The organism is Bradyrhizobium sp. WYCCWR15520 (genome assembly GCF_056174665.1).
Genome location: NZ_JBWBWM010000088.1, coordinates 1 through 12,324, shown reverse-complemented (window position 1 = coordinate 12,324; position 12,324 = coordinate 1). Strand labels below are relative to the sequence as shown.

10 protein-coding genes are annotated in these 12,324 nt (G+C 63.8%); 5 read left to right on the top strand and 5 right to left on the bottom strand.

Features of this window, described 5'->3' with window-relative positions:
* Nucleotides 1-223: 223 nt before the first annotated feature.
* Together AC0QUY_RS41230 and AC0QUY_RS41225 are read right to left on the bottom strand one after the other, a co-directional pair.
* The gene (locus AC0QUY_RS41230; RefSeq protein WP_475391623.1) at nucleotides 224-1,918 is read right to left on the bottom strand and encodes an AMP-binding protein; all 1,695 of its coding nucleotides are present in this window, start codon (nucleotides 1,916-1,918) and stop codon (nucleotides 224-226) included.
* 191 nt (nucleotides 1,919-2,109) lie between these two features.
* The gene (locus AC0QUY_RS41225) at nucleotides 2,110-3,297 is read right to left on the bottom strand and encodes a serine hydrolase domain-containing protein (RefSeq protein WP_475391621.1); all 1,188 of its coding nucleotides are present in this window, start codon (nucleotides 3,295-3,297) and stop codon (nucleotides 2,110-2,112) included.
* A gap of 366 nt (nucleotides 3,298-3,663) precedes the next feature.
* Here AC0QUY_RS41225 and AC0QUY_RS41220 point away from each other — a divergent pair, with 366 nt between their 5' ends.
* Both AC0QUY_RS41220 and AC0QUY_RS41215 read left to right on the top strand, forming a co-directional pair.
* Complete coding sequence (locus tag AC0QUY_RS41220) at nucleotides 3,664-3,984, top strand: hypothetical protein (RefSeq protein WP_065726288.1); 321 nt, start codon at nucleotides 3,664-3,666, stop codon at nucleotides 3,982-3,984.
* A gap of 220 nt (nucleotides 3,985-4,204) precedes the next feature.
* Entirely contained in the window at nucleotides 4,205-5,698 is a 1,494-nt protein-coding gene (locus AC0QUY_RS41215) for an NAD-dependent succinate-semialdehyde dehydrogenase (protein WP_161851138.1), read from the top strand.
* Nucleotides 5,699-5,744: 46 nt separating this feature from the next.
* Here the strand turns inward: AC0QUY_RS41215 and AC0QUY_RS41210 are convergent, their stop codons facing one another.
* The 3 genes from AC0QUY_RS41210 to AC0QUY_RS41200 all read right to left on the bottom strand — a co-directional run bounded on the left by AC0QUY_RS41210 (nucleotide 5,745) and on the right by AC0QUY_RS41200 (nucleotide 8,566).
* Entirely contained in the window at nucleotides 5,745-6,548 is an 804-nt protein-coding gene (locus tag AC0QUY_RS41210) for a crotonase/enoyl-CoA hydratase family protein (RefSeq protein WP_475391619.1), read from the bottom strand.
* 120 nt (nucleotides 6,549-6,668) lie between these two features.
* Complete coding sequence (locus AC0QUY_RS41205) at nucleotides 6,669-7,583, bottom strand: phosphoribosylaminoimidazolesuccinocarboxamide synthase (RefSeq protein ID WP_475391618.1); 915 nt, start codon at nucleotides 7,581-7,583, stop codon at nucleotides 6,669-6,671.
* 65 nt (nucleotides 7,584-7,648) lie between these two features.
* Nucleotides 7,649-8,566, bottom strand: a complete 918-nt coding sequence (locus AC0QUY_RS41200) for a pirin family protein (protein WP_475391616.1) — start codon at nucleotides 8,564-8,566, stop codon at nucleotides 7,649-7,651.
* A 262-nt stretch (nucleotides 8,567-8,828) separates the two neighbouring features.
* On the opposite strand from AC0QUY_RS41200, the gene AC0QUY_RS41195 reads away from it, so the two are divergent.
* The 3 genes from AC0QUY_RS41195 to AC0QUY_RS41185 all read left to right on the top strand — a co-directional run bounded on the left by AC0QUY_RS41195 (nucleotide 8,829) and on the right by AC0QUY_RS41185 (nucleotide 12,113).
* Nucleotides 8,829-9,395 carry a GNAT family N-acetyltransferase gene (locus tag AC0QUY_RS41195; RefSeq protein WP_161851142.1) on the top strand — a complete coding sequence of 189 codons (567 nt, stop codon included), beginning with the start codon at nucleotides 8,829-8,831 and terminating at the stop codon, nucleotides 9,393-9,395.
* 77 nt (nucleotides 9,396-9,472) lie between these two features.
* On the top strand, nucleotides 9,473-10,531 hold the full coding sequence (locus tag AC0QUY_RS41190; RefSeq protein ID WP_161851143.1) for a helix-turn-helix domain-containing protein: 1,059 nt from the start codon (nucleotides 9,473-9,475) through the stop codon (nucleotides 10,529-10,531).
* A 151-nt stretch (nucleotides 10,532-10,682) separates the two neighbouring features.
* Nucleotides 10,683-12,113 carry a serine hydrolase domain-containing protein gene (locus AC0QUY_RS41185; RefSeq protein ID WP_475391614.1) on the top strand — a complete coding sequence of 477 codons (1,431 nt, stop codon included), beginning with the start codon at nucleotides 10,683-10,685 and terminating at the stop codon, nucleotides 12,111-12,113.
* Nucleotides 12,114-12,324: the final 211 nt, after the last annotated feature.

The window sequence follows — 12,324 nt, the reverse complement described above, 5'->3', positions numbered from 1 at the left end:
TTCGCATTGCCCTTGCCCGCAAGCTCCTCGTCAGGCTCAACGCAAAAGCTCGCGACGCGCGAACCGCGTATGCCAATGCAACTTGACAAACCAGATAGTCGCTCACCCGGCGCTGCGCGCCGACCTCGCCCCGCGAAGAGCGGGGCGAGGTTACTTCTGAGGCTAGCGCGGGCTGTTTGAAATTATGAGGCGCGCGCCATGCTTGACGGCAATCTCTTTCCCGTCACGCCGTCTTCGCCGCCTTCAATCCCAGCTTCGCTTCCACCGCTTCCCGCATCAGGAACTTCTGGATCTTCCCGGTCACGGTCATCGGAAACTCGTCGACGAACTCGACGTAGCGCGGGATCTTGTTGTGGGCGATCTGGCCCTGGCAGAACGCGCGGACTTCCTCGGCAGTGAGCGTCTCGCCCGGTCGGGTCCGGATCCAGGCGCACAGCTCTTCGCCATAGCGATCATCCGCCACGCCGAAAATCTGCACGTCCTGGATTTTCGGGTGGCGATACAGGAATTCCTCGATCTCTCTGGGATAGAGGTTCTCGCCGCCGCGAATCACCATGTCCTTGATGCGGCCAACGATATTGCAATAACCCTCGGTATCGATGATGGCGATGTCGCCGGTGTGCATCCACCCATTGGCGTCGAGCACGTCGGCGGTCTTTTCCGCCTCGTCCCAATAGCCTAGCATGACGCTGTAGCCGCGGGTGCAGAGTTCACCGCGCATCCCCCGCGGCACCACGCGTCCCTCGAGATCGACGACCTTGACTTCGACGTGCGGATGGATGCGCCCGACGGTCGATACCCGCCGCTCCAGCGGATCGTCGGTCGAACTCTGGAAGCTGACCGGCGAGGTTTCGGTCATACCATAGGCGATGGTGACCTCGCCCATGTTCATCTCGTTGTTGACGCGCTTCATCACCTCGATCGGGCAGGGCGCGCCCGCCATGATGCCGGTGCGCAGCGATTTCAGATTGAAACGCGCAAACTCGGGATGATCGAGCTCAGCGATGAACATGGTCGGCACGCCGTACAGCGCGGTGCATTTTTCCTTTTCGATGGTCTGCAGGGTCGCCAGCGGATCGAAGCCTTCGCCGGGGTAGACCATGGTCGCGCCGAGTGTGACCGAAGCGAGATTGCCCATCACCATGCCAAAGCAGTGATAGAGCGGCACAGGAATGCAGATGCGGTCCTTTTCCGTCAGCCGCATCGCGCGGCCGACAAAATAGCCGTTGTTGAGGATGTTGTGGTGCGTCAGCGTCACGCCCTTCGGCGAACCCGTGGTGCCGCTGGTGAACTGGATATTCACCGCATCATCGAACTGCAGCGTCTTCGATAGCTCGGAAAGTTGCTCGCGATGCCGCGTGCCGCCCATTTGCGCCACGTCCTCGAACGCGATCGTGCCCGGACATTTCGGCCCGCCGATCTGGATCACCGCGCGCAGCTGCGGTAGCCGTGCCGACTTCAGTTCGCCCGGCCGCGAGGTCGCCAGCTCCGGCAGCAGCGTGTTCAGCATCTCCATGTAGTTGGAGGTCTTGAACGCCGTCGCAGTAACGATCGCCGCGCAGCCGACCTTGGCCAGCGCGAATTCGAGCTCGCTCAAACGGTAGGCCGGATTGATGGTGACAAGAATGAGCCCGGCCTTGGCGGCGGCGAATTGTGTCAGCGTCCATTCCGGTCGGTTCAGCGACCACACCCCGATCCGCGCGCCGCGCTCCAGCCCGAGCGCAAGAAAACCCGCCGCCAGCGCGTCGACGTGGCAGGCGAATTCCTTCCATGTCCAGCGCACATCATGGCTTGGCGAAACCAGCGCCTCGCGCTTCTCCCAGCGCGCGGCGGCCTGATCAAGGCAGCGCCCGATGGTGTCGCCGAGTAGCGGCGCGTCGGCGGTGCCGGAGACGTAGCTGTTGAGGGTGTCGGTCAAGTGTACTCCTCCATGCGTCGGGCATGCGTGCTGTGGGATCGAGGCGCTAAATCCGCGTCGTCATTGCGAGGAGCTCGCGACAAATTGCAAAGCAATTTTGCGCTGAAGCGACGAAGCAATTCATTCTTCCTTTTTGTGGTGCGATGGATTGCTTCGCTTCGCTCGCAATGACGGTCTCTAACAGATGCTCCTTACGCCGCCTTCTGCCCCGCATCGAGCCCGGCATAAACCCCGCGCTCGAATCCCGCAAAAGCTTCCAGCGCCTTGCCGTCGGCGAACGGCAACAGCTGCATCAGGATCACGCCGGCGACGTTGCGGGCCGGGTCGATCCAGAAATAGGTGTTGGCGAGGCCGGCCCAGGCCAGGCTGCCGGCGCTGCGGCCCTCCGCTGTCTTGGCGGTGTTGATCATGAAGGAGAGGCCCCACTTCTTCACGATGTCCGGATAGAGATCGACATCGTTGGTGTAGACCGGCGCCATCGTCACCATCTTGCCCATGGAGAGATCGCCGATGTGGTTCTGGCCCATCAGTGCGACGGTCTCGGGCTTCAGCACCTGGTTGCCGTTGCCGCGGCCCTTGTTGAGGATCATCTGGGTGAACTTGATGTAGTCGGCCGCCGTGCCGTAGAGGCCGCCGCCACCCATGTGGAATTCCGGATTCTGTTCCAGCTCGAACGGGATTGGCGCCAGCGATCCGTCCTCACCGCGCGCATGCATGCCGACCAGCCGCTGGCGCTGGGAGTCCGTGATCTTGAAGCCGATGTCGTTCATGCCGAGCGGCGCGAACATGTGGTCGCGCAGGTAAGCATCGAGCCGCTTGCCGCTCGCAGCTTCCACCGCCTTGCCGACGAAATCGATGTTGATGCCATATTCCCAACGCGTGCCGGGATCGGACATGATCGGCGCCTTCAGCGCGGCGTTCAGGCAGGAGAAGATGGCCGGGGTGCCGGTCTTCTCCATGTATTTGCCCATGTCGCCGTTCCACACGTCGTAGCAGAAGCCGGCGGTGTGCGTCATGAGATGCCGCAGCGTAATTGGCTTCGTGGCCGGGCGCAGTTTCGGCTCGCCGCTGGCGTCAAAGCCTTCCAGCACCTGCGGGGAGGCGAGATCGGGCAGGAGCTTGCCGATCGGTTCATCGAGCGAGAGCTTGCCCTGCTCGACGAGCTGCATGCCGGCGGCGCACGTAATCGCCTTGGTCATGGAGGCGATCCAGAACACGCTGTCCGCGGTCATGTCGTCGTCCTTGCCGAGGTCGCGCTTGCCGAACGCGCCCTGGTAGATCACCTCGCTTCCGCTGGCCGCCATCGCGACCACGCCGGGAATTTCCTTTGCCTCGCACTTCTGACGCAGAACCTGATCGATCGCGGCCTTGCTTTGCATGGGTCACCTCCCGCTATGTTTCTTATGGAAGTGGAACGATCTTCCTCCCGGCCACTTGATCCCGCAAGCGGGAGCGGACGGCCGCAGGCAATGTCGCGATCTCGTGATGGGCGATGAAAGCTAAAATGCGTTTGGGCAGGTTCTTGCGGGGCCATCCGGCACAAAGGCAACACCCCACCGCATTCTGCGGTGGAAGACGGGCAATGGTCGTGACCGGATTCACCATCCACGATATCGTGATTTCGCCACGATTCCCGCCGCCGATTTTTTGCAGTAAAGCGTTCAAATTCCAGCACAAACGTTGCGCGTTGGCTGGTCCAAATTGACCAAAATTGTCTCAATTTCAGCCTGTCGCAAAGGTGCGCAATGATTTCGACTTGGAGTGAATGGAAGCGGTATCCCCGTCCCGGACGGGGCGAGAACATCGAGGCGCCGATTACCCCCGGGCTTTATGAAGTTCGCTACGCCGGCACAGGCGCGCTGCACTCGTTCGAGGCGGTCGACAACGTCGCCCAGGCGCTGGCGCAGCTTGCGGTCGGCTCCAAATCCTGGTTCGGCCGTCGCGATACCGCCAAACTGCCCGATCTCGAATACCGGACCTGCGCGACCTCCTCGAAGGCCGATGCGAAAGCGGCGGCGCAACGCATGATCGGCCGCCGCGAAACCTATATGAGCGGCGCGGCGTAAGGAGGCCGTCATTCCGAGGCGTGGCTGAGGTCGTCATTCCGGGATGGTGCGCTAGCACCAGACCCGGAATCTCGAGATTCCGGGTTCGATGCTGCGCATCGCCCCGGAATGACGTGCCCCCTCAACATTCGTTGAAGCAGACCCGCGTCTGCGGCCGATGCTTTGCCGATGGTACAGGCCTATACTCGGATCAACCCTAAGAAAATCCGAGGAGTATGCCATGAACCCACCCGTCGCCGCACGCGCCCAATCCTCCCAGCCCTCACTGCACGACCGCCTCAAAGACCCCTCGCTGCTGCGCGATCGCTGCTACATCGACGGCGCCTGGGTCGGCACGCCATCGCGCCCGGTCACCAACCCGGTCAATGGCGTGGAACTGGCAAAGGTACCAGCGTTCAGCACGGCGGAAGCGACCCAAGCCGTCGAAGCCGCCGAACGCGCCTTCCCATCCTGGGCCAAGCACACCGCCAAGCAGCGCTCCAACATTTTGCGAAAATGGTTCGAGCTGATCGCTGCGAACCGCGAGGACCTCGCGCTGATCCTCACCTCCGAGCAGGGCAAGCCGCTGGCCGAAGCGCTCGGCGAGGTCGATATCGGCGGCGCCTATGTCGAATTTTTTGCGGAAGAAGCCCGTCGCGTCTACGGCGAAACCATCCCGACGCAACGGCCGGATGCGCGGCTGCTCGCGATCAAGCAGCCGATCGGCGTCTGCGGTGCGATCACGCCGTGGAATTTCCCGTGTTCGATGATCACGCGCAAAGTGTCGCCGGCGCTTGCGGCCGGTTGCACCGTCGTGCTCAAGCCTGCCAATGAAACACCGCTGACCGCGTTGGCGCTGGTCGCGCTGGCCGAAAAGGCCGGCGTGCCCAAGGGCGTGTTCAACATTCTCACCGGCAACTCGTCGGCGATCGGCAAGGTGCTGTGCGAACATCCCGCCGTGCGTTTCGTCGGCTTCACCGGCTCGACCGAAGTCGGGAAAATCCTCTACCAGCAGGCTTCAGTGGGCGTGAAGAAGCTCGGCCTCGAGCTCGGCGGCAACGCGCCGTTTGTGGTGTTCGACGACGCCGATATCGACGCGGCGGTGGAGGGCGCCATCGTCTCCAAGTATCGCAACATGGGCCAGACCTGCGTCTGCGCCAACCGCATCTACGCCCAGGACAAGATCTACGATCAGTTCGTCGAGAAACTGTCGAAGAAGGTCGCGGCGATGAAGATCGGCGACGGCACGGAGCAGGGCGTTGTGCAGGGCCCACTGATCAACATGGAAGCCGTCGACAAGGTCGAGAAGCATATCGCTGACGCGGTGAAGGGCGGCGCCAAGATTGTCACCGGCGGCAAGCGCCATGCGCTCGGCGGCAGCTTCTTCGAGCCGACCGTGCTGTCGAACGTGAAGCCGGATGCGCTGGTAGCGCATGAGGAGACATTCGGCCCGCTGGCGCCGGTGTTCCGCTTCAAGGACGAGGCCGACGTGATCGCGATGTGCAACAACTCGCCGTTTGGCCTTGCCTCCTACTTCTACTCCCGCGATCTCGGAAGAGTCTGGCGCGTCGCTGAAGCGCTGGAATCAGGCATGGTCGGCGTCAACACCGGCCTGATCACGACCGAAGTCGCGCCCTTCGGCGGCGTCAAGGAATCCGGCCTCGGGCGTGAAGGCTCGCATCACGGCATGGAGGAATATGTCGAGATCAAATACGTGATGATGGCCGGGGTGTAGCGTCTATCCATCGGCGTCCCCGCGAAAGCGGGGACGACAGCTCGCCTCAATCGCTCGCGTCGCCGGCAAACGCGCCGTGACGGCCCACGCCCGAAGCGAACCGCGTCGCGCCCGACAGCGTTTCGCCCGAGGCGATCACTTTCAGCCCGCCGCGCATTTCGTTGGCGATGGCGTCTTCCTCCGCAAAGTCCCATTGCTGCAGTGCCGACAGGCGGTCGGCGCGCAGGCAAGTTTGCGGGAAGCGCGCGATCTCCCGTGCCAAGGCGATCGCGTGCGCGACGGCTTCGCCCCGGCCGACGACGCGATTGGCCAGCCCCATCCGCAGCGCCTCCTGCGCGCCGACCGGGCGGCCGGTGAGGATCAGATCGATCGCCTGCGAATGGCCGATCAGCCGCGGCAGTCGGATGGTGCCGAGATCGATCAGCGGCACGCCGAAGCGGCGACAGAAGATGCCGAAGGTGGCGTCTTCCGCGACCACGCGCATATCGGCCCACAGCGCAAGCTCCATCCCGCCGGCCACCGCAAAGCCTTCGACCGCCGCGATCACCGGCTTCGACAGTCGCAAGCGGCTCGGCCCCATCGGCGCAATCGAGTCATGGCCGCCAAGCTCGCGCTTCTTGTTGGGATCGCCCGCCGCCACCGCCTTGAGGTCGGCTCCCGCGCAGAAATAACCGCCGGTGCCGGCGAACACCGCAACGGATGCGCTCTCGTCGGCATCGAAGGCCAGGAACGCATCGTAAAGTTTCCGCGCAGTCGCGCCATCGACGGCGTTGCGGCAATGCGGGCGGTTGATGGAAACGATGGTCACGGGGCCGTTGCGTTCGACGAGGACGGAATCGGCTTCGGTCATGGGGCGCTCCCTGTTGTTGTTATGGGAGCCAGCTTGGCATCGGGAATGGCGGTGCGGCAAGTGACCTAACCGCGTCAGAGGCGCGCCGTGCGTTGAGGCTACCGCGCGCGCAATGACGACTTAAATAGTCAGCTCATCCCCCGTCACCCGCCGATACGCCTCGAGATAGCGCTTGCTGGTCGCATCCACCACGCTCTCGGGCAGCGGCGGGGGCGGGGCGTCGCCATTCCAGCGGCCGGCGCGGCGCTCGGCGTCGAGGTAGTCGCGGAGCGGCTGCTTGTCGAAGGAGGGTTGCGGCCGGCCGGGCTTGTAGACGTCGGCTGCCCAGAACCGCGACGAGTCCGGCGTCATCACCTCGTCGATCAGAATGATGCGGTCATCCGCCGCGCGGCCGAACTCGAACTTGGTGTCGGCGATGATGATGCCCTGGTGACGGGCGATCCGTTCGCCGAAATTATAGACCGTGCGCGCCATGCTCTCGAGCTTCTCGGCGACGTCATTGCCCAAAATTTCGCGCACCCGTGCCACCGTGATGTTCTCGTCATGGCCGGTCTCGGCCTTGGTCGCCGGACTGAAGATCGGCGCGCCCAGCTTCTCGCTTTCCACAAGGCCGGCTTCGAGCTGCTCGCCGGCGAGCGTGCCGGACGCCGCATATTCCTTCCAGGCCGAGCCCGAGATATAGCCGCGGATCACGCATTCGACGGGGAAGACGGTAGTGCGCCGGCACAGCATCGCGCGCCCGAGAATGTCGGCGCGATGGTCCTTCAGCGCGGGCACCTTGCGGATGATTTCGTCGGCGTCGGCGCTGATCATGTGGTGCGGCACCACGCCTTCGAGCTGGCGGAACCACCACGCGCTGATCTGCGTCAGCACCGCGCCCTTCATTGGAATGGTTTCCGCCATCACCACGTCGAACGCGCTGATGCGGTCGGTGGTGAGCAGCAGCACGCAATCGCTGCCGACGGCATAGATATCGCGTACCTTGCCGCGACCGATCCGGGGCAGGGGCAAATCGCTGGCGAGCATCGTGTTCATTCGGTCAGGCTTTCGAACAGGCACGCGCGCAAGCGCGTGCCGAAACAGGAAAGCGGAGCAATAGCTCACTCCGGCAGCGGAATGAACTCATGTTCTTGCGGAACGGCGGCAAACCGGCCGGTTTTCCAGTCCTGTTTGGCCTGCTCGATCCGCTCCTTGCTGGAGGAAACGAAATTCCACCAGATGTGGCGCGGGCCTTCCAGCGCGTCGCCGCCCAGAAACATCATCCGCGTCGGCCTCACCGCCTTGACGCTGATGCGGTCGCCAGGCCGAAAGATCAGCAGCCGCGGCCCCTCGTAGCGCTCGCTCGCGATTTCGACCTCACCGTCGACCAGATAGATCGCGCGCTCCTCATGGTCAGGATCGAGCGGCACGGTGGTGCCGGCCTGCGCCGTCACCTCGGTATAGAACCATGGCGATACCATGCTGACCGGCGATTTCACGCCAAAGCCGCTGCCTGCGATAATGCGTGCGGTGAAGCCGCTCTCCTTGACGGTCGGCAGCGCCTCGGCGGCGTAATGCTGGAACGACGGCGCGATTTCCTCCGATCCGGCCGGCAGCGCGATCCAGCTCTGCAGGCCCAGCATCTTCTGGCCGTCGCGGCGCTGCACATCGGGCGTGCGTTCGGAATGCGCGATGCCGCGCCCCGCCGTCATCAGGTTCATCGCGCCGGGCTGGATCTCCTGGATGTTGCCCTCGCTGTCACGATGCATGATCGAGCCGTCGAACAGATAGGTAACGGTGGCAAGCCCGATATGCGGATGCGGCCGCACGTCCATGCCCTTGCCGGCCATGAACTGCACCGGGCCGAAATGATCGAAGAAGATGAAGGGCCCGACCATCTGCCGCTTGCCATGCGGCAGCGCGCGCCGCACCGCAAATCCATCGCCGAGATCGCGGGTGCGCGGCACGATGATGAGGTCGAGGGCGTCGCAGGTCTTGGGATCGCCGAGCACGGGATCGTTGGAGGGTTGCCAGCTCATGGGGGCTCCTTGGTCTTTTGTGCGATTATAACAGCAATTGCGGGATGGACTACGGGGCAACGGTATCCCCACGTCATTGCGAGCGCCAGCGAAGCAATCCATAGCGCCGCTTGCCGAGAGATGGATTGCTTCCGCCTTCGCTCTTCGAGCTACGGCGGACAAGTCGTCGCTGCGCTCCCTTGCGCCAACGCTTGCGTTTTTCGCAGGCAATGACGACGGTAAGCACGTGGATAGGGAACAATAAGGCAGAGGCAGGAAACCCATGATCCCTCCGCTCAAGCCCGGCGCCAGATTGCTGCGCGTCGACGGTCCCGTCATCGAGACCGCGCGCCTGATCCTGCGTCCATGGCGCAGCGACGACATATCAGCGAATACGGCAATGCTGTCCGATCCCGATACCGCACGCTACATCACGCCCGACGGCAGGGCGATCACAACCGAGATCGGCGGATGGCGCAACGCCGCCGTGATCTCGGGCCATTGGGCGCTGCATGGTTTTGGCATGTTCGCCGTCGAGGAAAAATCGAGCCGCCGTTATATCGGCCGCGTCGGGCCGTGGTGCCCGCCAGGATGGCCGGGGTTTGAGGTCGGCTGGGGTATCGACAAGGAATACCGCGGCAAGGGTTACGCGATAGAGGCGGCGCGGGCGTCGATCGACTGGGTGTTTTCGACTTTCGAGATCGACGAGATCATTCATTGCATCGAATCCTCCAACGCGCGGTCGCAAGCCGTCGCCCGACGGCTGGGAGCGAGGAGGGATGGAGACGTCGATCTGTCCGGCAAGATCAATGAGCGCTGGGTGACGTCGCGGGGCAACTGGAAGGGCTGATCGGCGGAAATTGAACCACGGAACGACTCTCACTAGATTGACTGCGCGGGAATGACCCGCACCAATGGACCATCCAAATGCTGCTTTCCACCATCGACATCGCCTTGCGCGGCGCCACCGTGGCGCTGCTGCTGGTACTGGCGGTGTCGCTGTATCGCGGCTTTGGGACGGTGCTGGCCGGGCGGCTGGCGGCGGCCTTTGCCTTGGGGGCGGCCGCGCATGCGGTGACTTCGTCGATCGGCGCGACGTCGCCTGTATCGGCGGCGCATGCACCCGTGATCGCGCTGTCGACCGGCAATGTCGTAGTGTTCTGGCTGTTCACGCGCGCACTGTTCGAGGAGACGTTCAAGCTGCGCTGGTGGCATGCGCTGGTCTGGGCGGCGGTCACGGCGTTCAGTTTCGTCAATTGCATGTGGCTGGCGCCGGCCTCCGGCGTGAGAGCAGCGATCATTGCGATCAATCTGCTGGCGCTGGGATTCATCGGGCTCGCGGTCGGGCAAACCATCGCGTCATGGTCATCGGATCTGGTCGAGAGCCGCCGCCGCGTCCGTGTCGTCATCGTCAGTGCGGCGGCGCTGTATGGCGGGCTGAACGCGATGCTGCAGATATCGCTGTCCGGTGGCGGCGGAGTCGAGATCGCGAATACGCTGAACTCCGCGGCGCTGGCCGTCGTGGTCGCAGCGATATCGATTGCGATGATGCGGGTCGATGGCGCTGATCTGTTTCCGGCTGCGATCGAGATTCAGGCCGATGCCGGCGAAGCGGCCGTGGTCGGATCCGGCGCAGATCAGAAGCTGATCGACGCACTGATGCGCCTGATGTCAGACGAGCGCATCTACCGCCACGACAACGTCACCATCGGCACGCTAGCGACCAAGCTCGGGATCCCCGAATACCGGCTGCGGCGGCTGATCAACCAGCGGCTCGGCTATCGCAACTTCAATGTCTTCCTCAACGAGCACCGGATCGCGGAGGCCAAGGCCGCGCTTGCCGATCCGAACCAGGTCGAAGTCCCCGTGATTACGATTGCAATGGACGCCGGCTTCCAGTCGCTTGGGCCCTTCAACCGCGCCTTCAAGGCGATCACCGGCGTCACGCCGACTGAGTATCGCCGGCTGAAGGCCCGCCCGGCATAGCCACCATCATACTGTTATTACTATTGAATTTTGGAATCGGCGAGGCGCGTTGAGCTTTCGGCCAGCGCGAATTCCAAATCCGGCGAGCAGGCGGCGGCCGCTTCTCCATCCTCCTCGGCAACGCGCTGATGCGTAATGCCGGAGGCCCCTCGTGAAACGACGAAATCTCATCCTCATCTTAGCCACCACAACGGCACTGAGCGCGCTCGCGCTGTCGGCGGCCCGCGCCCGCGACGTGCCAAAAGTCGCGACCGGCTTTGTCGCCAGCGTGGTCTGCACCGAGACCTTCGTCTCCGGCCTCGATCCGGATCGGGTGTTCGCCGAGACCACATCCGCTATGCCGGGCGCCGGGCTGATCTCCTGGGCGCTGGACTATCGCGTCGACCGCGCGCGCAAGGACGTCACAGTGACGCTGTTCGGCCTGGGCCGGAGCCACGCCGTCTACCGCGGCGAAGGCCTCGGCTGCTATCTCGATCATGGGAGCGCGGTTGCCGACATCGCATTGGCGCCATCGGAGGCCAAGCCCGCGGTGCTGCCTGACATCGCTGGCCGCGCCATTGTTGAGCCGCAAGTGCCGCAACTCGCTGCCGCGCTCGACCGCGCTTTCGCCGAGCCGGACAGATCGACGCCACGCAATACGCGGGCGATCGTGGTCCTGAAGGACGGGCGCGTCGTTGCCGAGCGTTATGCCGACGGCATCGGCATCGACACGCCGCTGCTCGGCTTCTCCGCCACCAAATCGGTGATCTCGGCATTGGCCGGCATCCTCGTGCGCAAGCGCGCGCTGAAGCTGCACGAGCCCGTGCCGATCGCAGCGTGGCAAAAGCCTGATGATCCAAGACGCGCCATCACGCTCGATCATCTGCTGCGTCACACCGCGGGGCTCAATCTCGGCAGTTCGCTGCAGGCCTCGCTGGCGTCCGCGCTCGAGCCGGTCAACCGCATGAAATTCATGGAGCCCGACATGGCCGCCTATGCGGAGAGCATGCCGCTGGAGACCGCGCCGGGCGCGGCATGGAATTATCATGATGGCAACACCGTCATCCTAAGTCATCTGATCCGCCAGGCAACCGGCGGCAGCGCGGCGCATATGATGGGTTTTGCGCGGCAGGAATTGTTCGAACTGCTCGGCATGCGCAATGTAACCCTCGAATTCGACGCCTCGGGCAATGCGGAAGCGTCGAGCCAATTGCTGGCGAGCGCGCGCGACTGGGCGCGTTTCGGCCAGCTCTATCTCAATGACGGCACGGCCGGCGGAAAACGCATCCTTCCCGAAGGATGGGTGAAGTATTCGGCGACCCCGACGCCGAACGCCTGGGTCGGCCAGGGCGCGGGATTCTGGACGAATTTGGGCGAAAGCTTTGGCGCGACCTACCGCATCGAGCGCGGCTGGCCGCGCGATGCATTTTTCGCCAAGGGCACGATCGGGCAGTATGTGATCGTCGTGCCGTCTGAACGGCTGGTGATCGTCCGGCTCGGCCGTTCGCCGAACTGGCCGCCGGAAGGCGACGGCGTGTTCGATCTGGTGCGCGACGTCCTTGCGGCCACGGGGAGCAAGGCGAAGGTGGCGGGAGCGAATTGACGGATGAGGCGGTGTCTCTTCTCCCTCGCCCCGCTCTTGCGGGGAGAGGGTGGGGGTGAGGGGCTCTCTCAGCGAGTGAGCTCTATCGATAGACCTGTACCCCCTTGTATCTGCACGGCCAAGATTTGTGCGATGGAAGCGACTTAGCGTCTTGGCCGGTGGCCACCGGCCAAGACGCGTGGCGATGTCGCCCGTTCCCCCTCCGGCTACA

Bases quoted from the DNA above. Each gene is read 5' to 3' on its own strand.
- AC0QUY_RS41225 (WP_475391621.1), bottom strand. From the start codon at position 3,297: ATGCAAAGCAAGGCCGCGATCGATCAGGTTCTGCGTCAGAAGTGCGAG.
- AC0QUY_RS41220 (WP_065726288.1), top strand. From the start codon at position 3,664: ATGATTTCGACTTGGAGTGAATGGAAGCGGTATCCCCGTCCCGGACGG.
- AC0QUY_RS41215 (WP_161851138.1), top strand. From the start codon at position 4,205: ATGAACCCACCCGTCGCCGCACGCGCCCAATCCTCCCAGCCCTCACTG.
- AC0QUY_RS41210 (WP_475391619.1), bottom strand. From the start codon at position 6,548: ATGACCGAAGCCGATTCCGTCCTCGTCGAACGCAACGGCCCCGTGACC.
- AC0QUY_RS41205 (WP_475391618.1), bottom strand. From the start codon at position 7,583: ATGAACACGATGCTCGCCAGCGATTTGCCCCTGCCCCGGATCGGTCGC.
- AC0QUY_RS41200 (WP_475391616.1), bottom strand. From the start codon at position 8,566: ATGAGCTGGCAACCCTCCAACGATCCCGTGCTCGGCGATCCCAAGACC.
- AC0QUY_RS41195 (WP_161851142.1), top strand. From the start codon at position 8,829: ATGATCCCTCCGCTCAAGCCCGGCGCCAGATTGCTGCGCGTCGACGGT.
- AC0QUY_RS41190 (WP_161851143.1), top strand. From the start codon at position 9,473: ATGCTGCTTTCCACCATCGACATCGCCTTGCGCGGCGCCACCGTGGCG.